Raw genomic sequence first — 20,669 nt, 5'->3', positions numbered from 1 at the left:
AAAATTTGAAGGCATAACTTTTTTTCAAAAAGCTAATTTGTGAAAGATTATGATATAACTTCATAAAATAATAACAATCTATGGATTAAAAATAGCAGATTTGGGCGAATTGCTAAAAACAAAGTTAGCTTTAAAAGTCAATTAAAATAATAAATTAAAGAATTTGATAAAATATTTTGAAAATTAAATTTGAAAAAGTTTACAAACCCTTATTTTTGCGCTATGGGAAGAAAAAATACAGACAAAGTTGTCTTTCATCAAATTCAGGTTCTGGATGCCGGAGCAAAAGGAGTATCAGTAGCAAAGGCTCCTGACGGAAAAGTAATCTTTATCCCGAACGTGGTTCCGGGTGATGTAGTTGACGTACAAACTTTCAAAAAAAGAAAGGCCTATTATGAAGGTAAAGCCGTAAAATTTCACGAATTATCAGAACATCGCATTGAACCTATTTGCGATCATTTTGGAGTTTGCGGAGGATGTAAATGGCAAAATATGAAATACAGCCAACAGTTGTATTACAAACAAAACGAAGTAAAAAATCATTTACAGCGTATAGGAAAAGTGGAACTTCCTGAATTCGAAACTATTTTGGGTTCAGAAAAACAGTTTTTCTACAGAAATAAAATGGAATTTTCGTTTTCTAACAGCCGTTGGCTGACCGAAAAAGAAATTGAAAGTACCGAAGATTTAGGAAACAGAAACGCATTAGGATTTCATATCCCTAAAATGTGGGACAAAATTCTTGACATTCAAAAATGTTACTTGCAAGAAGATCCTTCAAACGCGATCAGAAACGAAATCAGGGATTTTGCTAACGAGCATAATTTAGCATTCTTTAATCCAAGAGAGCAATCCGGATTATTGAGAACTTTTATGATTCGTACCGCTTCGACCGGAGAGATCATGGTTTTAATTCAGTTTTATGAAAATGACAAATCAAATCGTGAATTACTTTTAGATCACCTTTACGAGAAATTTCCGCAAATTACATCATTACAATATGTAGTAAATTCAAAACAAAACGATACAATCTACGATCAAAATATCAAACTATATAAAGGTAGAGATTATATCCTGGAAGAAATGGAAGGTTTAAAATTTAGTATCAATGCTAAATCTTTTTATCAAACCAACTCTGACCAAGCGTATGAATTGTACAAAATAACACGTGATTTCGCCGGACTTTCAGGCGATGAAACTGTTTATGATTTATATACAGGAACCGGAACTATTGCACAATTTGTCTCTAAAAAAGCTAAAAAGGTAATTGGTGTTGAAAGTGTTCCTGAAGCTATTATTGATGCTAAAGCAAATGCAGAACGCAATAATATAACGAATTGTGAGTTTTTTACAGGTGACATGAAAGTGGTTTTTAATGAAGCTTTTATTGCACAACACGGTAAACCTGATGTTATTATTACAGATCCGCCAAGAGATGGAATGCATAAAGATGTTATTGATCAAATCTTGAAAATTGCTCCTCAAAAAGTAGTTTATGTAAGTTGTAACTCAGCAACACAAGCACGTGATTTAGCTTTAATGGACGAAAAATATAAAGTAACCCGCGTTAGACCGGTTGATATGTTTCCGCAGACACATCATGTCGAAAATGTTGTACTTTTAGAACTTCGCTAACAAAATATAAATGAAAAAAATAATCGCTCTTTTATTAGTTTTTACTTTTGGTTTATCCAGCTGTGAGAAAGATGATATTTGTGATGCAAATACACCCACTACTCCCAGATTAGTAATTTCGTTTTTTGATATTACTGCGCCAACAACGCCTAAAAATGTAACGAATCTAAAAGTAATTGGCGAAGGACAAACAGAAGGAATTATTTTTAATGAAGCCGGAACTGAAACTACTAAATATCTTACCAGCGGCAATACTGTTTCTATCCCGTTAAAAACAGATGATGTTTCAACTACTTACAGTTTTATTCTCGATTCCGGAAATGCTAATCCTGCTGCTATAAATACTGATGTTATAAAATTTAATTATACGCATCAAAATGTATATGTATCAAGAGCTTGTGGTTTTAAAACTATTTTTACATTAAATCCAGCAGAACCTGAACCATTATCAACCCCATTTGAGCAAACAGATCCAGGTAATGATGGACTATGGATGCAAAGAGTTATTGTACTACAATCTAACGTTGAATCTGAAAATGAAACACATATTAAAGTATTATTTTAGTTTTTGCTTATTGTTTTCAATGTTTTTGGGTCACGCCCAGGAAACGTCAACTAAAACAATAACGAAAGAAAAACCAAAAGCCGAAACTGCAAAACCTGCCATTCAGGAAACAAAAAAAGACAGCATCAAAACAGATCGCTATGGTCTTCGAGTTGGAGTTGATTTGTATAAATTAACCCGCGGTCTTTATGATAAAGACTATAAGGGAATTGAAGTTGTAAGTGATTTTCGTTTAACGAAAAAATACTATCTGGCTGCGGAACTTGGTTTTGAAGATAAAACCACAGATGACGACAGATTAAACTCAACAGCAACAGGAACTTATATTAAAGGTGGTTTTGACTACAATACGTATGAAAACTGGCTTGACATGGAAAACCTTATTACAATAGGTTTACGTGGTGGTTTTAGTACCTTCAGCCAGCAATTAAACAGTTATAAAATTTACAATGCAAACCCATATTGGGGAGAACAACCCGCAATTGCTGCCGGTCAAAAATATACCGGTCTTACTGCAGGATGGCTTGAAGTTGCGATGGGGTTAAAAGCAAAAGTTTTTAATAATGTATTTGTGGGATTTGGCGTTCAGTTAAAACTTTTAGTTGCCAATTCAAAACCATCCGGATTTGATAATTTATACATTCCCGGATTTAACAAAACCTATGACGGAAGTTTTGGAGTTGGTTTCAACTACACCGTTTCTTATTTTATTCCGCTTTACAAGAAAAAAATAGTTATTCCGGAAATCATAAAGGAAAAGCCTAAAAAGTAATCTTTCTGAAATGAAAAAAATACTCGTGCTTTTTATCTTTGGTCAGATTGCTTTTGCGCAAAAAACAATTGTAAAAACCTATTTACATTTCTCAGGGAAAATCGACAAGTATCCTATAGAAATGACCGTTGAATTTATTCAGGGAAAAGATTCAGTTTCAGGAAGCTATTACTATGTAAAAAATGGTAAAGACAGGCCTATTTTTACAAAAGGTATTTTTAAGAATAATGAAATAAAACTTGTTGAAAGTTCCTATACACCAACTAAAAACGGAAATGTTTTTATAAAAACAGGTTCGTTTTCTTTACAATTGAGTAATGAAAAAGAGTTAACCGGCAGTTGGCAAAACGAAAAAAAAGACAAGCAATTCAATGTATCACTAACATGTATTGAAGACTTGTCTTTATTTAATCCCAAAAATTTCAGTTATAAATTAAACCAGTACAAAGGCAAAGCCGAAAACACAAACGGTGAGTTAGCAGATAATTACTTAATAAGCAAACTCGATATCTACAATTCTAAGAAAGAAAAAATTCAGACACTTTCCGGTTTCAATAAAGTGATTTACGAAAAAGATGGAGAAGTTGAATTAGAAGATCTTAATTTTGATGGTGTATTAGATTTAAAAATTCCAATTTATTTTCCTGACAGAACAAAGTACGATGGCAGTTTTCTTTATTTTGTTTATGACAATACAAAGAAACAATTCATTAGAAATACCAAACTGGAAGAATTGGAATATTTATTCTTTGATCAAAAAAGCAAAGAATTTGTAAAATATGAAGCTGACGGAAGCGGAAACGAATCCAACTATTATTATAGATGGTCGAATAATAACTTTTATCTGACAAGAAAAAGCGAAAGTTTTGAAAACAGTGAAAAAACAACTTATACTGAATATCAAATCAAAAATAATAAATCAGTTAAGATTAAGGAATACCAAAAATAAAAAAAGCCATGAATTGAAATTAATCAGTTCATGGCTTTTAAGTTATATTCTAATTCTAAGACAACTGAAAATTTACAGCTGCATTTGAATGTATTAAAGCAGTATCAAAAACAGGAACCGAAAGATCCTCAGGTTTTATTACTAAAGGGATTTCAGTACAACCCAAAATAATTCCTTCTGCGCCTTCTTTTATTAATTGATTCGCAATTGCCATATAGCGTTTTTTAGTTTCATTGGTTACTATGCCTTTTCCAAGCTCTTCAAAAATTGTCGTGTGAATAAAATCTTTATCCGCTTCACTTGTCGGGATAATAGCTTCGATTTCTTTTGCGATAAGCTTGTCTTTAAAAAAGTCAAGTTCCATTGTAAACTTTGTTCCCAGCAAACCAACTTTTTTCAAGCCTTGTTGCTCTATTTCAATTGCCGTTGCAGTTGCAATATGAATAATGGGTAAATCTATTGCTGCCTCAAGTTTGTCAGCAATAAAATGCATTGTATTGGCACACAAAACAATTGCTTCTGCCCCACCCTGTTTTAAAAACCGGCAACCTTTTAAAAGCATATTAAAAGTCGAATCCCAATCGTTATTTTCATTATTTCTTTTTATATCAGCATAATTAAAAGAGTAAATCAAACATTCTGAGAAGTTTAAATCTCCCAGTTTTTCATTTATTCCCTGATTTATAAGTTTATAATAATCAGCGGTAGAAACCCAGCTAATCCCGCCTATAAGTCCAATTATCTTCATATAAAAATCAATTTATTTACCCTATTTCTCTAATACCTTTTATAAAAATCCATTTCATAAAAAGCTTTTCACCATCTTTAGTTTTCACTGCCTGAAATTTAGGCGAAATCAAAGTGGCAATAATAAAAGCCGTCATAGGAATCCAAAGTCCCGTTAATCCTGTATACATAGCAACTAAATATCTGCCCGCAATAAATAAAATTGCAAAACATCCTAATTGATATAAAAAACCTCTTACTTGTAATTTTGACATGTTTTGTTTTTTTAAGGTTAAGAGTTACAAAGGTTCAAAGCGACAAAGGTTTTTCCCTTGCTCCTTTGAACATCTGCCTCTTTATTATTGGTTAATTGGTAATTTTATCATTTTTTCAAGAATCAAAATTACACAAGTTCAAAACGACAAAGTATTTCCCTTTGTTCCTTTGAACCTTTGCCTCTTTTGTACCTAATTTATTCAGACACTTGAAATTTCGTTCTCTTACTTCCTTCGTACATTTCGTATTTTACCAAACGTGCTTCAAGACTTGCGTTGAATAATTTGATTTTGCGTGAAGGTTTTAATCCCACAAACTTCAATGCTTCAAGATTTGCGGTAATAAACCAGGCATTTGTTCCGGGATAACTTTTCTTTAAAGTATCACCAATATTTTTATAGAATTCTTCCATATGAATATCCAGACGCTCATCATAAGGCGGATTAAAAACCATATGCAACTTTCCTTCAACCTCTTTTTCAGTATCAAAAAAGTTCTCTTCGTTAATCGTGATATAATCTTCTAAATTTGCGTTCTTGATATTGTCTTTGGCTTTATTTACTGCACTAGGTGCTTTATCGAAACCTTTAATTGTATAATGAAATTCCTTTGTTTTTTTCATTAAACTGTTTACAATTTGCTCGAACAAATTATTATCCCAGTCTTTCCACTTTTCAAAAGCAAATTCTTTACGATTAATATTCGCCGGAATATTACAGGCAATCATAGCAGCTTCGGCAAGAAAAGTTCCGGAACCACACATGGGATCCAGAAAATGACTTTGACCTTCCCAACCTGATAACAATAAAATTCCTGCTGCTAAAACCTCGTTGATTGGTGCAATATTGGTAGCCGTTCTGTAACCACGCTGATGCAATGAATTTCCGGAAGTGTCTAAAGCAACCGAAACCTGATCTTTATCAATATGTATATTTATCCTTAAATCAGGAAAAGCTTTATCAATACTTGGGCGTTGTCCCGTTCTTTCTCTAAACTGATCCACAATTGCATCCTTACACTTTTGCGAAACAAACTCAGAGTGATTAAAATAAGTCGAATGCACGGTTGCATCAATCACAAAAGTTTGGTTGGCATTTAATAATTTTGACCAGTTTACACCAGAAATTCCTTTATATAATGCCTGCTCATTATTAGCTCTAAACGAGTAAATAGGTTTTAAAACCTTCAGCGCAGTACGCAACGATAAATTAGCTTTATACATAAAACCTTTATCGCCTTTAAAGCTCACCATTCGCACTCCTTTTTCGATATCCTGAGCACCAAGATCACGCAATTCCTTCTCTAATATTTCTTCAAAACCAAAAAAACATTTGGCAATCATTCTAAAATTTTCTTCCATCTTTATTTTTGTATTAAAAAAAACTCCAATCACAACACACTAAAAATGATTCTTTAGGTATCGTTGCGAAATAGTTATTTTTCGGCAAAAATACACTAAATTTGCGGTACTTTGAATTAATTGAAATAGAATAAATGTCTGAAGCACCAAACTCATCAACACCAAATCAGGACCGTAATACCGAAAATTGGTTTACATCGTGGTTTGACACTCCATATTATCACATACTTTATAAAGACCGAAACTATCGCGAAGCGCAGATTTTCATGGATAATCTTACACATTATCTCAATCTGCCCGAAAAAGCAAAAGTATTGGATTTAGCATGCGGAAAAGGTCGCCATTCTATTTATTTAAACCAATTAGGATTCAATGTTTTAGGCGCAGATTTATCTGAAAACAGTATTGCCGAAGCCAGCAAAAACAGCAACGAGACCCTGCAATTTAAAGTACACGACATGCGTGAACCTTTTGAAGAAAAGTTCGACGCTATTTTTAATTTGTTCACCAGCTTTGGCTATTTCGAAAACGACCAGGACAATCTGACAACGCTAAAAGCCATTAAGGAAAGTTTATCTGAATATGGTTTTGCCGTAATTGACTTTATGAACGTTGCAAATGTTATCGAAACCTTAGTTCCTGAAGAAGTAAAAACAGTTGATAATATCGATTTTAAAATCAAAAGATACCTTCAGGACGGACATATTTTTAAAGAAATAGATTTTGAAGATCAGGGACACCAATATCATTTTACCGAAAAAGTAAAAGCTTTAACCCTAAAAGATTTTGAAGAATTAATGGCCGAAGCCGGAATTTTTCTACTGGATATTTTTGGAGATTATAAACTCAAAAAATTTCATAAAACCGAAAGCGAACGATTAATCATGATTTTTAAGTAAATTGGTAAATCGTTTAGTTGTTTAACTGTTTAATCGTCTGGGCAAACTATAAACAATTAACCGATTAAACAAATCAACGATTACACAAAATACAAATGAATTATCTATTACCATTATTTTCTGTGCTTTTAGGTTATATTGTGGCTTTGTTTTTAAAACCACAAAACAAAACCAATCTAAAATTATTGCTTGCTTTTAGCGGTTCATTTTTATTGTCATTAACCGTAATGCATTTATTGCCGGAAGTTTATCAATCACACAACCATAATATTGGAGTCTTTATAATGGTGGGGATATTATTCCAGATTATCCTCGAATTTTTCTCAAAAGGAGCTGAACACGGGCATGTTCACGGACATGCGCAAATGTCTCAGATTCCGTGGCTGCTGTTTATCAGTTTGTGTATTCACGCCTTTTTAGAAGGTTTTCCGGTAAGTCATCATCATGATTTAGCACTTGGCATAGCCATTCATCACTTGCCAATTGCCGTAATTTTGACCACATTTTTCATCAATGCAAACCTGAATAAAAAAGCCATTTTTGCCTTCATGCTTACTTTTGCAGTTATGACGCCACTGGGTACAATTGCATCTGAATTTCTGCCTGTTTTAAACGACTATTATACTGAAATTACAGCTGTAGTAATTGGTATTTTATTTCATATTTCATCCACAATTATATTTGAAAGCAGCGAAGGACATAAATTCAATATTGCTAAAGTTTCCATGATTGTTTTAGGGATTCTATTAGCATTTATGTTATAATTTGGGCGTATCCCTCCGGGTCGGGCTTTCCGCTATATCTTTAATGGCGAACCCCGCCACAAAAGGATATCGCTGCAATCCCTTACGCAACCGTACTCCTAATAAAATCATTTTCAGGAGATTCAAAAACTTTGTAACTTTGAGACTTGCAACTTACAACCTAAAAACAAAAAATGACATTTACTAAAACCACAGAACAAGCCTCAAAATACGAACATTTAGAAAAAATGTCTGTTCATGAATTGCTTACCAATATCAATCAGGAAGACAAAACCGTTCCCAATGCAGTCGAAAAAGCCATCCCACAAATCGAAGCCTTAGTGACCCAGGTTGTAGCTAAACTAAAACTAGGCGGAAGGATTTTTTATATTGGTGCCGGAACATCAGGTCGTTTAGGCGTTGTTGATGCATCAGAATGTCCGCCAACTTTTGGAGTTCCATTTGATTTAGTAAACGGAATAATTGCCGGTGGTGACACTGCCATTCGTCGCGCCGTAGAAAATGCCGAAGACAATGCAACACAAGCCTGGATTGATTTACAAGCCAATAATATTGCTTCAAATGACGTTGTGATTGGTATTGCCGCTTCCGGAACAACACCATATGTAATTGGCGGTTTAGAAACCTGCAATCAAAATAATATACTTACCGGCTGCATTACAAACAATGCCGGAAGTCCGCTTGCTTTAACCGCACAATTTCCTGTTGAAGTTGTTGTAGGTCCTGAATTTGTTACCGGAAGTTCAAGAATGAAAGCCGGAACAGCACAAAAATTAGTACTTAATATGATTTCGACTGCTGCAATGATCCAACTTGGCAAAGTAAAAGGCAATAAAATGGTCGATATGCAATTGAGTAATGTAAAACTGGTTGATCGTGGTGTTAAAATGATCATGGAAGAAATTCCTGTTTCATACGAAGATGCATCTGAATTACTAAAAAAATACGGCAGCGTTAGGAATGCCGTTGATAATTATAAAAAGTAAAAGGTTTTCTTTAAACGGCAGTATTGACCGCAAAGCCCGCTAAGTTTACTAAACCTAATTTTAGCACTATTTGCAAAAGTTCGCAAAGCCAGAAACTAAAAAAACTCAAACTTAAAACTTCTCACCGAAAACTGAGACTGCGACTGAAAACTGAGACTGAGACTGAAAACTGAAAAAAAAAACAATATGTCAACAAATAAAGAATTATTAGGAAAAGGAATTAAATATTTATCAGGTTCTTTACCTCTATTATTTATCGGCCCTACGTTGATTTACAATGCTTTTATGAATCAACATACAAACTGGCATTATTTAGTTTTAGGAATAGGAATTGTAGCTTGTTTAAGCGCTATGTTTTTAATTTTCTACGGATTGAAAACTATTATGAAAGGTTTGTTTAACGACTAATTTGTATCTTTACTAAAATTCTTTATCATGGATATACAAGCAGAAATTAATTGGATTCATCAAGAAATTGACAAAGTAAAAGTCCCTTCCTTTGTAGAGAAACTCAAACATCTTTTGCAATCGATAAATAATGCAGCAATTGACTCAGATACAACTTATAATTTAGATATCGAAAATGCACTTGAAAATATCAAAAAAGGTAATTTTTATACTGAAGATCAAGCCAAAGAAATTGCCACAAAATGGGGAAGAAAATAATTTGGTCCACCAATGCTTTAGATCAATTAGAAGACATTCATTTTTATATTTTCTTTGAAAGTAATGCTGTTTCATATCAAATAACAAGCAATATTATCTATATTCTTCGAGTGCGCCATAATGCGCAAAAAACAAAAAAACATTCATGGAAAGTTTAATTCACATTCAAAAAACGTTCGAAAAAATCAATTACATTGATAAAAAAATAAACAATCGGGAGTTTGAGGATTGTGTTTTTAAAAACTGTGATTTTTCGAACAGCAATTTTGCTTACAATACTTTTTTAGACTGCGAATTTATCGATTGCAATTTGTCGATGACAAGTTTATCAGGTACGAGTTTAAAGAATGTAACTTTTAAAAACTGCAAACTATTAGGAATTGCTTTTAACGAATGTGACGATTTTTTATTTCAGGTATATTTTGAAGAAACTACGCTGGATTACGCTGCTTTCTCTAATAAAAAAATGCCAAAAACCAAGTTTATCAATTCATCTTTACGCGATGTAACTTTTATTGGTTGCAATTTAACAAGTTCATTATTTGACAACTGCAATTTAGAAGGTGCTATTTTCAACGATACACAATTGGCAAGCGTCGATTTTAGAACGGCTTATAATTATAAAATTGATCCTGAATTTAATCCTATGAGAAAAGCGCAATTTTCAACTCAGGGAATTGTGGGGCTTTTAGACAAATATGACATTAAAATTGTTTAAAAACCAAGTGCTTATAATTTAAAAACTATCCCGAATTTCACAAATTTTCACTACTTCTTATTCCCGAAGATCCTGAAATTTGTGGCAAAAAAAATACGAACATGAATGCAGCTGAATCTTATTTAGAAAGCGTCAAAAAGCAATTTTTGTATTATAAAATGCTGGGCGAGAAATCTATGGACCAATTAGAACCTGAGCAGCTTTTTGTTTCCGTAAACGAAGACACGAATAGTATTGCGGCAATAATCAAACATATTTCCGGTAATATGCTTTCCAGATGGACAGATTTCCTGACGTCTGATGGTGAAAAAGAATGGCGAAACCGTGATGCCGAATTCGAAAATGATTTACAATCAAAAGACGAAGTTTTAGCGGTCTGGAATAAAGGCTGGGAATGTTTCCTGGATGCTTTAAACAATTTGAAACCGGAACAACTTTCGGATATAATCTATATTCGGAATGAAGGTCACACGATTATTGAGGCAATCAATCGCCAGTTAGCACATTATCCCTATCACATAGGACAAATTGTTTTTTATGCCAAACAATTAAAAAATAGTGAATGGAATAGTTTATCAATCCCAAGGAATAAATCCGAAAATTATAATGCTGAAAAGTTTGCCAAGGAAAAAGAAATCAAGAACTTTACCGATGACGAATTAAAAAGATTGAAATAATAATTTTCAGACAAAGGAATCAAAACCAGGACATTTTTATTGTATTTATTTTAGAACTATAAATATGAAACCAAAAAACAACGAAACGCATCATTTTTTACCAAGTGGCGAATGGGAAGGATTTTATTGTTATTCTAATTCCCCGTCACAACATAAAATGTCTATTGAATTGAAATTTGCGAATTCTGTTATTTCCGGATCCGGAGTTGACGATGTAAACTCTTTTCGATGGAATGGCACTTATGATTTAGAGCATTTTAAGATTAAGATGGTTAAGAAATACGCAACACATATCATTAATTATCAAGGAGACATTGACGAAAATGGTATTTGGGGAGTTTGGGATAATCCCGAAGATATTAGTGGTTTTGCTGAATTTGGAGGGACCTTTTTAGAAAAAGCAAAAGTATTGACCCACGGAGGTTTTCATATCTGGCCAAAAGCATCGAATAGTGAATCTAAGGAAGCCAGTAGAGAAGAAGTTAAAGAATCAAAAAAATTAAATGAACTTTTTATCAAACGATTCTAACCTTATTATAAAGCAATTGGTTCTTGATAAACCGTATATATCTTAGCCCTGATTGTAATGGAAATCCTTTTTATTCTGCTTTGGCGGATAAAAAGATTGAAATAAAAAGCAGGAAACAGCTCCAGAAAAATAAACTAAATTTAAAAATGAAAAAAATAATATTCTTACTTCCGTTACTTACTTTGTTATCTTGTTATGATGCGGAACACAATTGCAAAGATTTTAAAACTGGTAAATTCAAATTTGAATTTGTTGTAAATGGTGTTAAAAAAACAACCGTTTTTGAACGTAAAGATGGTATTGAAATTGAAACTTTTGAAGGAAAAACAGATACATCAACAGTACGCTGGGTAAGTGATTGCGAATATATTTTACAAAAGAAACATCCTAAAAATATGGCCGAAGAAAAAGCAATCAGCATGAAGATTTTAACGACTTCTAAAGATTCGTATACTTTTGAGTTTGGAATGGTTGGTTCTGATCAAAAACAGCGTGGAAAAGTTGTAAAACTGGACTAAATAATCAAATTAAATATAACTAAACTCTTGTGGAATGGAAGTATTTTTGAATCCCGATGCATGGATTGCCTTATTGACTTTGACTTTTCTTGAAATTGTTTTAGGAATCGATAATATTATTTTCATCTCGATTGTAACAGGAAAATTACCAGAGGAAAACCGCAAGAAAGCAACCCGAATTGGTTTGTTTTTAGCCATGTTTATGCGTATCGCTTTATTGATGGGAATTTCGTATTTGATTGCCATGAAAGCAACCCTTTTTAGCATTAACTGGGGTTGGTTTGAAGGTGATTTTACCGGGCAGGCTTTGATTTTATTTTTGGGAGGTTTATTCTTAATTTATAAAAGCACTAAAGAAATCAGCGAAAAAGTGGATCACAAAGGCGATGAGGAAAAGACAATTAGCACAGGGGCAAAAAAAACATTTTCTAATGTAATTGTACAAATCTTACTAATTGATTTGATCTTTTCTGTTGATTCTATTTTGACTGCCGTTGGTATGACAAATGGTGTTGAAGGCGCATTGACAATCATGATTACTGCAGTAATAATTTCGGTTTTAGTGATGATGTTATTTGCGGTTCCTGTTGGTAATTTCGTCAATAAAAATCCTTCTATCCAAATTTTAGGATTATCATTTTTAATTCTGATTGGATTTATGCTAATTACCGAAAGTATGCATTTATCCGGCGCTTCGCTTGCCGGCGAACATATTGGGGCGGTTCCTAAAGGTTATTTGTATTTTGCCATTTCGTTTTCATTAGCAGTTGAGTTTATCAATATGAGAATTAGAAAAAAACAATCGTAAATCATAATTTAAAAAGTTCCATCTGGAACTTTTTTTATATCCTAAATTTAAAAAACATTAAGCCTTTATGGCATTGTGGGAAACCAAAAAAAAATTAAAAGGTGTTTCTTTTACATTTCTATTTTAAGTCTTACTTTAGAACCTAAATCTTACGCATGAAAAATACGATTTCACACAGAGTTGCTGACTTTTTAAAAGGCTTTCCTCCTTTTAGCTTTTTACATCAAAAAGATCTTGAAAAATTATCTGAACAAATTTCAATAGTTTATAAAGATAAAGATGCTGTTATTTTTGCCGAAAATGATAAAACACATGACTCTTTTTATGTAGTTCATAAAGGAGCCGTTGCGCTTAAAAAAAGTCCGAAAAATACGGTTTTAGATATGTGTGATGAAGGAGATATTTTTGGATTGCGTCCGCTTTTGGCACAGGAAAATTATATTATGGAAGCTGTGGCGTATGAAGAAACGATTTTATATGCGATTCCTATTGCCATTTTTAAACCCTATGCACTTGAAAATAGAACTGTGGGTAATTTTTTGATCGAAAGTTATGCGTCAAATACTAAAAATCCATATTCAGAAATTCATAAAGATAAATTGTACGGGGATGATTTACTTCATGAAAATCATCATTCCGCCAAAGATTCTTTCGATTTACAACCCATCAAATATTCTAAAAAAATAGTCACTTGCGGACCTTCGACTACTGCGCGCGATATTGCCAAGATGATGACGAAACAAAAAGTAGGGGCTATATTAATTGTAGACGAAATGCTGCCTATAGGAATTATTACAGATAAAGATTTACGCAACAAGATTGTAACGGGAGATTATTCGATCCTGACCACTGCAGAAACCATAATGACCAAACCGGTTATTACGTATCCGAAGAAAATGACGGTCACGGAAGCGCAAATGGCAATGATGAAAAGTAATATTAGTTATTTATGCCTGACAAAAGACGGAACAATAAATACAAAAGCAGTTGGGATTTTATCAAAACATGATGTAATGGTAGCATTAGGAAATAATCCGGCTGTCTTGATCAAAGCTTTAAAAAGAGCTAAAAAAACAAAGGACATAAAACCTATTCGATCCCGAATTATGCAATTACTTCAGGGGTATTTAGATCAGAATATCCCGATGACATTGATTTCTAAAATCATAACTGAGCTAAACGAAGCTTGTACAACCAGAGTAATTGAAATTTCATTAGAAAAAATGAGTAGTCCGCCTCCTGTAAAATTTGCCTGGCTGGCATTAGGAAGTCAGGGACGAAGCGAACAAATGCTGCATACAGATCAGGACAATGCAATTGTTTATGAAAATGTTTCTGATGTTTTTAGAGATGAAACCAGAGTTTACTTCTTAAAATTTGCAACACTTGTCAATAAAGGTCTTTTTGAAATAGGCTATGATTATTGTCCTGCCGAAATGATGGCTTCAAATCCAAAATGGTGCATGAGCGTAGAGGACTGGAAAAGTCAGGTGCATTACTGGATTACTAATCCGGGGAAAAATGAGGTATTACTTTCTTTTATATTTTTTGATTATAAACTTACTTTTGGTGATGCCGCACTAGTTGACGAACTTTCTGAATCTATTTTTGAAAATGTAAAAGCAAATCCGGTTTTTTATGTTCATTTGGTTAGTGGTGCTTTACAAAGTCCGTCACCAACTGGTTTTTTCAGACAATTTTTAGTGGAACAAGACGGGGCAAATAAAGATAATTTTGATATTAAAAGAAGGGCTTTAATGCCGTTGACTGATGCTGCACGTGTTTTGATTTTATCGCATTCAGTTAAATCAATAAGCAATACTGCGGAACGATTTGAAAAATTAGCGGAGTTAGAACCTACTAACAGGGAGTTGTATTTGTCTTGTTCGTATTCATTTAAAGCTTTGTTGAAATTCAGAACTAAACAGGGACTTTTGCATAATGATTCAGGTCAGTTTATTGCATTGGAATCGTTATCAAAAATGGAAAAAATTAAGCTAAAAAGAACTTTTAAAACCATTAAGGAATTACAGGAATTAATTTCGGTACGTTTTAATATTTCAAATCTGGTGTAACTATGAGTTTATTTAATTTCTGGAAAAAAGAGGAAAATTTATTTGCTGACAATATTACTGTTGAAGAAACTCGTTTTGTAGTTTTAGATACTGAAACAACAGGTTTTGATTATGATAATGATCGCATATTATGTATTGGTGCTTTAGTTTTGCAAGATGGCATTATATCTATTCAGAATAGTTTTGAAGTTTATCCTGAACAAGACCATTATGATACAGCAACGGCACAAATTCATGGTATTCTGAAAGCTTTCGTAATTCAGCGTCCAACAGAATTACAAGCTCTACAACACTTTTTAGCTTTTTTGGGTGATTCGATTATAATTGCTCATCATACTATTTTTGATGTCACCATGATTAATAAAGCACTTGAACGAAATGGTTTACCAGAATTAACTAATAAACGTTTAGATACTGCTATTTTATATAAAAGGACTTTAATTAAATCGCATTTGTTCGAGCGAAAAGATCATTATACTCTTGATGATCTTGCAGATAAATTTGATATTTCTAAAAAAGACAGGCATACTGCTCTGGGAGATGCTTATATAACCGCTATTGCATTTTTAAAAATTGTAAAAAAATTAAAGGATAAGAAAGAAATGAATTTGAATTCTTTGTTTAGATAAATATCTTAATTTGTAGTAAAATAATTTTTACTATAAATTTGCCTTTAAATAAAAATAGCCTGATATCTCATCAGACTATTTTTTATTTGAATTACATTATACTAATAAAAGTATTGCGTGGTTTCTACGAAAATAGAGTCTCCTTTTTTGATTTTTTCAATACGTACTGTAGCATAACCGTTCTCATTATATTCATAATTATAAGTCCATGTCATAGTTTGTAAATTGTTAGACAGTCCTCCTATATTGATGCAGGTTATTGGATTATTAACCGATTGATCAAAGTCATTATCAACTAACAAATTATAGCCTAATACGTTACTTTTAGGGCTTTTTTTAGAATCGTACTCAAAAGTGGATACATCTTGGGAGCTACCTAAATATTGTTCATTTTTGATTAAATTCCCTTCCTTCAATATATATGTTCCGGTCCTTCCAGTTGATTCTAAGGCAGTACCATTACTATCACTAGTAAATTCTGAAAACCATATTGAATTATTTGAGTTGTATAATAATTCTGTTTTATAATAGTTTCCAAACTCATTGCGCAAAATATATTTTAACTTCCCGGCTTCATAGTTATATTCTTTAAATAAATAAACCTGACCATTTGCATCCTGTTTTTCTATTCTTGTAATTAAATCGCCTGTGTAAATATAATTAGTTTTATAACCGCCCTGATCAGTTTCACTTACTATTTTATTTCCATCATATACTAAATCAATTGTCGAAGTAGTACCATCTTTATACGTATGAATTATTTTTTTTACAAAATTTGATTCAACAACAACAGGTACATCAGGTACAACCGGAGTGTCAGGAACAATTGGAGTTTCCGGAACAACAGTCCCGCCATTTTGATTTATAATAGCGTAATCATCTGTACAAGAAGTAAGTACTAACAACGTAGCACTAAATAAATAAATTAATTTTTTCATGAGTTTATTTTTTAATTAAAGCCCAAAAATATATTACTTACCTACTCATAACTTCTTGTAAAAGTTTTTATTATATCAGAATAAGACTATATTTATTATTACAAAATATAATCTTATTCTTAAAAAAATTACTTGTTTTTATAGTCTTTAAAACACTTTAAATCAAGCACATATAAATTATTATTTTGCATTGCAAAATCAGTTACCAAAAATCTACACTATTTAAAGTCCAAAATATTAATTTTCGATAAACAGCCTATACGGGAATACATTTGATGATCTGTTTTTTAAATTTTTCATAAAACTTTCGCACAAATAATCCCATTCAGTAAGTGACAAATACTCTTTTTCAACTGAGTTTACTTTTAAGTGAATATCAACAGTTCTGCTAAATCCTGCTTTTACTGAGATTTCTTTTCTGGTTCCTTTTTCAATTTTTACATCTGTAATACAATTTCGAAAATGATAAAAACTAAAGGCTTTTATATCGGCAAAGGTTACAATTCGCCCACGTGTTAATAAAGCGTTACGATAAGCTAAAATTCGGTCTTTGTTATTTTGCTTGTTCAATCCTCCAACTGTATTTGTAATTAATACAGTTTCACTACTTACAAATGACATATCATCTTTGGATTTTAAGACTGTACCTGCTTTAATATCATTTCCTTCTTCTGCACAAGTTGACCAAAAATTTATCGCAAATGATTTACCAGTCGATTCATCAATTCGGGGTTTTATCATTAAGTACGGAGCATTGTTTTTAGAAAAACTACTTTCTTTTGCCTGCTGTTCTACTGAAGCCAATAACTGATTTATTTCAACTAATGAACTGTTCATAAAATCTTTACCTAAACCAGCAAATGACGAACTTTCATCTTTTAATAAATCTAAGACGTTTTGAAGTAATTCTGAAGCAGATCTGGAATCAAATCTTGAAACACCACCAGTTCTTAAAACCGCATTTCCTTCTTCCAAAACTCCATCTTTAAACTCCTTTATTTCGTAACGGTTATTAAATCCATCAGTAACACTTTCTACATCTAAATAAGTGTTATTATCTGTTTCAAGTGCCACATATGACAAAAAAGTACCAATTGTTTTATTAATAGTATGTTTCTTTTTATTCACAACCGGAAAACAATTTGTTGTAAAAGAAACATTATCAATTATTTGTGGAATTAAGGATTCCGGAAAAATCATTTTTATCCAAATAATCTTATTTCCATTATTATTGGTTATATCCTCAAAATATTTATATTCAGGACCATATTCTTTGATTGGTTTATATTTTAACTCTCCTTTTAAAGTATAAAAATTATCAAAATAAAATTCGTTTACCTCTTGCATCACTTCGCTTAAGTGTGTATAATTTCGATTAATTATACTTTCTATATCAATATGATTCACTGGTACATTATAGCCTTCTTCTGCCTGAATCTGAATATCATCCTGAAAACATTTCATTTGCTTTAAGTAGTAATGAAACATTTCTTTTTGGTGGGTATTTTTAATATCAATGTATAGCATTAGATCTTCCAGCTGCAATACATTAGCATTTTTTAATTCAATCCCTAAAAATACTTCACCGGAAGGCAATGAATGTTTATAATCCCGAACCGCATCTTTATAAAAAAGATTCGAAACTTCGTATAAATTTCTTTCATAAGCAATATACTTAACCTCAGCCGTGGCTAATTTTACTTCTAACGTAGGCGACAGCACTATTTCTTTAGTAATTGGAGCTAAAGGATTATATATATTATGAATTCTTCTGTCTACCGTCATTTGTCTCTGCAACGAGACTTTTAGATTATTATCTATTGGCAGCGCATGCATAATTGCCATGGCTGGTTTTGCTCCGGCAGTAACTTCAGGAAACATAATTTCCAAAACTCTTTCTACTACTCGTGTTTTAGAATCTTCGAGTTCATGTGCTACTTTCTCCAATTCATAGGATAATGCATTCAACATCATTGATACTACAGGATCAAAGGATGTTTCCATCTCAACATCTGAAAAGCCCCACGATCTAGCCGCTCTTTTTAATACTCTGTCTTTTATTCGCTCTTGTCTCATTGTTTTATATTCTGGTCGACAGAAATCAAATAGATTTCTAGTTATTTTTTAAATTGAAATTAATAAATTATAAGTGAACATTCGTTTTATTACAATTACTGATTTGTATATACTCCCTTTTATTTTGGTTATAATTCAAATCCCAATTTCCTTACTAAAATACAGGTAAAAAATCTTTAAAAGTATTTATTAGTTAATCTAAATTGACAAGTAATTTTTAATAATATTCCATCTTCCAGAGCAGTTACAAAACAAAAAAAATAGTAAATAGATTTTTTTATGATTTATTTAAAAGACGGTTGGTTAATTTTTATCCCAATGTTTATGAGGATTATTTTTTAATCCTTTAGGATAATATTCTGAATTATGAAATCCATCTTTATCATAACTAAAAAACTTATAGTATGGATATATTGGACACCAATCTCCACAATCTTTATCACTTATATCATTTTTATATAAATAATCAACAATATGTTCTTTTGTAAACTCAGCGTCGTCAGATTTTATATCTACACGAGTTCCTATAAAAGCTTTATTATATGGTTTATAAAATCTGGTTAAATTAAATGTCTCTTCATAAAAGGCTTGTAGATAGTATTTTTTTTTAATCTTAGATTTTAAATCCAACGTGTCATTCATTTTTTCTATTAATATTATTAATTCTTCTTTTGAAGACGGAGGATTTTGAATAACAAAAATATCACCAGCATCATCTCCAATATTTTTAGAATCAAGCTTAAGCCAATGTATTCTCGTTCCTTGCAATTTATAAAATAAAAAAGGAGTTGAAAACAGTATCACTAAAATAACCAGTATAATTTTTAAACGTTTAGTAACTTTCATTTATTATTTTATTTTTTATTTTTATTATAGTCAAAAATGGTTTACAACCCCATTTATGCTGCAATATAAACCAACATAAAAACCCTTCAAAGCTTGCAGGCCCAAACCATCCTCCTTTAATTTTCGGATCAATATCTTCACTATTTAAACCATAATGATCAAAAATTTCAACTTCAAACTCGGCACTAAAAGTTCTTTTTTCAGTATTTTGTTCAAAACTTAATATTTTCATATCATATCCCCATGTATCATTAATTGCAATACCTAGTCCTCCATATTTATCCGAATATGTAGGACTTGGAATATCTTTTCTTTGTATCACCTTTTTTTTATCAATTACCTCTCGATTGATTAATAATTGTTCTTGAAAAACAAAATCATTATCAATTCTTAATTGTGCTCGCATATTCCTTTTCACCCTTTCAAAGAATAGCTTAGTACTTTCATGTTCCGCAGCAGCTTTTGTCAACACTGCATCAGAAAAATCACCTGCTTTATTTGAAATAAATTTGCGATACAACTTCAAATTTACTTCTTCCAATTCCCCTTGTGAAAAATCCGTAAGTAAATCTTCCATTTCTGCAGCAAGTTTTATTGCTCCCGCATGTCCTTCTTTATTTACAATATCTATCCATTTTTTTGTATCCGGATTTAATGTAATTATTTCTTCATCTAGCATGTCTTTACTCATCATGTCATGATGTGTATCTGTGCCCTCTTCGTTCTTTCCTTTACGGTGACGTGATTTTGCTATAATATAAGGATGAAAAACATTATTAATTTTAGCTTCCACGCTCACGTTATCATCAGCTTTCTGATAAAAAGCAAAAATTTTAGCTTTTTTAAAATCGTGGTTAATTTTAAGAGGAATTACTATTTTCCCATCTTCCAACTTATTGACTGATGCCGTACCCAGAATAATTTCTTTTTCACCTTCATCTAGCTTTACGGACCACTTTAATAATGAAATCTCAGCAGTTGTTGGTTTTCTTGTGGGTGTAGCTTTAAAAGTATATGATTTTCCTAAAACAACTTTTATAATTAACTTTCCATTACCATCAAATGGACCTTCCACCTTCGTTATACGTATATCGGTTGGAGTTTTTCGCTCCGTATTTTTATCATAGTTTACCCCTTTGACACCATTTTGAACTACATTTTTTCCGGATTTATTCAAAATTTCGCTGCCATCATCTCTAATGCTTCCGGATGCATTCTCAAAAAAATTGTTGGCTATTATAGTAATGACTCCCATAA

At 32.0% G+C, this 20,669-nt stretch carries 23 protein-coding genes; 16 read left to right on the top strand and 7 right to left on the bottom strand.

The genetic code is table 11. The annotated features are described in order from the left end of the window. Positions 1-222 precede the first annotated feature (222 nt). Genes rlmD through ACHRVX_RS02345 form a run of 4 tightly spaced genes read left to right on the top strand, consistent with a single transcriptional unit; the run spans position 223 to position 3,921 of the window. Positions 223-1,635 (top strand): 23S rRNA (uracil(1939)-C(5))-methyltransferase RlmD, encoded by a 1,413-nt coding sequence (gene rlmD / locus ACHRVX_RS02360; RefSeq protein WP_395328663.1) that lies wholly within the window; start codon positions 223-225, stop codon positions 1,633-1,635. A 10-nt stretch (positions 1,636-1,645) separates the two neighbouring features. Continuing rightward, positions 1,646-2,200, top strand: coding sequence for a DUF6452 family protein (locus ACHRVX_RS02355; RefSeq protein WP_395328661.1), 555 nt, complete (start codon positions 1,646-1,648; stop codon positions 2,198-2,200). Then, complete coding sequence (locus ACHRVX_RS02350) at positions 2,172-2,972, top strand: DUF6048 family protein (protein ID WP_395328658.1); 801 nt, start codon at positions 2,172-2,174, stop codon at positions 2,970-2,972. The genes ACHRVX_RS02355 and ACHRVX_RS02350 overlap by 29 nt, the downstream gene beginning before the upstream one ends. Before the next feature lie 10 nt (positions 2,973-2,982). Continuing rightward, a complete protein-coding gene (locus ACHRVX_RS02345; protein ID WP_395328656.1) occupies positions 2,983-3,921 on the top strand; it encodes an XAC2610-related protein in 939 nt (312 codons plus the stop codon). 55 nt (positions 3,922-3,976) lie between these two features. On the opposite strand, the gene ACHRVX_RS02340 is transcribed toward ACHRVX_RS02345, so the two are convergent. The 3 genes from ACHRVX_RS02340 to ACHRVX_RS02330 form a co-directional block, all read right to left on the bottom strand. Next, positions 3,977-4,669 (bottom strand): aspartate/glutamate racemase family protein, encoded by a 693-nt coding sequence (locus ACHRVX_RS02340; RefSeq protein ID WP_395328654.1) that lies wholly within the window; start codon positions 4,667-4,669, stop codon positions 3,977-3,979. Between the two features lie 16 nt (positions 4,670-4,685). Beyond that, positions 4,686-4,922, bottom strand: coding sequence for a hypothetical protein (locus ACHRVX_RS02335; RefSeq protein ID WP_213304198.1), 237 nt, complete (start codon positions 4,920-4,922; stop codon positions 4,686-4,688). A gap of 197 nt (positions 4,923-5,119) precedes the next feature. Then, positions 5,120-6,283, bottom strand: coding sequence for a class I SAM-dependent RNA methyltransferase (locus ACHRVX_RS02330; protein WP_395328650.1), 1,164 nt, complete (start codon positions 6,281-6,283; stop codon positions 5,120-5,122). 134 nt (positions 6,284-6,417) lie between these two features. Here ACHRVX_RS02330 and ACHRVX_RS02325 point away from each other — a divergent pair, with 134 nt between their 5' ends. From ACHRVX_RS02325 to ACHRVX_RS02270, 12 genes are all read left to right on the top strand, one after another. Further along, entirely contained in the window at positions 6,418-7,182 is a 765-nt protein-coding gene (locus tag ACHRVX_RS02325; RefSeq protein ID WP_395328647.1) for a class I SAM-dependent methyltransferase, read from the top strand. A 95-nt stretch (positions 7,183-7,277) separates the two neighbouring features. Beyond that, positions 7,278-7,946 carry a ZIP family metal transporter gene (locus tag ACHRVX_RS02320; RefSeq protein ID WP_395328644.1) on the top strand — a complete coding sequence of 223 codons (669 nt, stop codon included), beginning with the start codon at positions 7,278-7,280 and terminating at the stop codon, positions 7,944-7,946. Positions 7,947-8,119: 173 nt separating this feature from the next. Then, positions 8,120-8,932, top strand: coding sequence for an N-acetylmuramic acid 6-phosphate etherase (gene murQ / locus ACHRVX_RS02315; RefSeq protein ID WP_395328641.1), 813 nt, complete (start codon positions 8,120-8,122; stop codon positions 8,930-8,932). Positions 8,933-9,118: 186 nt separating this feature from the next. Continuing rightward, on the top strand, positions 9,119-9,340 hold the full coding sequence (locus ACHRVX_RS02310) for a DUF6095 family protein (protein ID WP_213304187.1): 222 nt from the start codon (positions 9,119-9,121) through the stop codon (positions 9,338-9,340). Positions 9,341-9,367: 27 nt separating this feature from the next. Further along, on the top strand, positions 9,368-9,598 hold the full coding sequence (locus tag ACHRVX_RS02305) for a hypothetical protein (protein ID WP_395328638.1): 231 nt from the start codon (positions 9,368-9,370) through the stop codon (positions 9,596-9,598). Positions 9,599-9,743: 145 nt separating this feature from the next. Beyond that, positions 9,744-10,316 carry a pentapeptide repeat-containing protein gene (locus tag ACHRVX_RS02300; RefSeq protein ID WP_395328635.1) on the top strand — a complete coding sequence of 191 codons (573 nt, stop codon included), beginning with the start codon at positions 9,744-9,746 and terminating at the stop codon, positions 10,314-10,316. Between the two features lie 101 nt (positions 10,317-10,417). Continuing rightward, a complete protein-coding gene (locus ACHRVX_RS02295; protein ID WP_395328633.1) occupies positions 10,418-10,993 on the top strand; it encodes a DUF1572 family protein in 576 nt (191 codons plus the stop codon). Positions 10,994-11,057: 64 nt separating this feature from the next. Beyond that, positions 11,058-11,522, top strand: a complete 465-nt coding sequence (locus tag ACHRVX_RS02290; protein WP_395328630.1) for a hypothetical protein — start codon at positions 11,058-11,060, stop codon at positions 11,520-11,522. Positions 11,523-11,668: 146 nt separating this feature from the next. Continuing rightward, on the top strand, positions 11,669-12,040 hold the full coding sequence (locus ACHRVX_RS02285; protein WP_395328628.1) for a DNA topoisomerase IV: 372 nt from the start codon (positions 11,669-11,671) through the stop codon (positions 12,038-12,040). Positions 12,041-12,074: 34 nt separating this feature from the next. Continuing rightward, entirely contained in the window at positions 12,075-12,848 is a 774-nt protein-coding gene (locus ACHRVX_RS02280) for a TerC family protein (protein WP_395328626.1), read from the top strand. A 155-nt stretch (positions 12,849-13,003) separates the two neighbouring features. Further along, positions 13,004-14,923, top strand: coding sequence for a DUF294 nucleotidyltransferase-like domain-containing protein (locus tag ACHRVX_RS02275; RefSeq protein WP_395328623.1), 1,920 nt, complete (start codon positions 13,004-13,006; stop codon positions 14,921-14,923). A 2-nt stretch (positions 14,924-14,925) separates the two neighbouring features. After that, positions 14,926-15,552 carry a PolC-type DNA polymerase III gene (locus tag ACHRVX_RS02270; protein WP_395328620.1) on the top strand — a complete coding sequence of 209 codons (627 nt, stop codon included), beginning with the start codon at positions 14,926-14,928 and terminating at the stop codon, positions 15,550-15,552. A gap of 101 nt (positions 15,553-15,653) precedes the next feature. Here ACHRVX_RS02270 and ACHRVX_RS02265 read toward each other — a convergent pair whose 3' ends face one another. The 4 genes from ACHRVX_RS02265 to ACHRVX_RS02250 form a co-directional block, all read right to left on the bottom strand. Continuing rightward, the gene (locus tag ACHRVX_RS02265; protein ID WP_395328617.1) at positions 15,654-16,490 is read right to left on the bottom strand and encodes a hypothetical protein; all 837 of its coding nucleotides are present in this window, start codon (positions 16,488-16,490) and stop codon (positions 15,654-15,656) included. 237 nt (positions 16,491-16,727) lie between these two features. After that, the gene (locus ACHRVX_RS02260) at positions 16,728-18,566 is read right to left on the bottom strand and encodes a type VI secretion system baseplate subunit TssF (RefSeq protein WP_395328614.1); all 1,839 of its coding nucleotides are present in this window, start codon (positions 18,564-18,566) and stop codon (positions 16,728-16,730) included. Between the two features lie 303 nt (positions 18,567-18,869). After that, positions 18,870-19,412 carry a hypothetical protein gene (locus ACHRVX_RS02255; protein ID WP_395328611.1) on the bottom strand — a complete coding sequence of 181 codons (543 nt, stop codon included), beginning with the start codon at positions 19,410-19,412 and terminating at the stop codon, positions 18,870-18,872. Beyond that, complete coding sequence (locus ACHRVX_RS02250; RefSeq protein WP_395328608.1) at positions 19,399-20,667, bottom strand: DUF3289 family protein; 1,269 nt, start codon at positions 20,665-20,667, stop codon at positions 19,399-19,401. The genes ACHRVX_RS02255 and ACHRVX_RS02250 overlap by 14 nt, the downstream gene beginning before the upstream one ends. Positions 20,668-20,669: the final 2 nt, after the last annotated feature.

This window comes from Flavobacterium sp. FlaQc-47 (assembly GCF_044006475.1).
Lineage (GTDB): Bacteria > Bacteroidota > Bacteroidia > Flavobacteriales > Flavobacteriaceae > Flavobacterium.
Note: the sequence above shows the minus strand (reverse complement) of the source record. Positions and strands in the feature narration are given on the sequence as shown.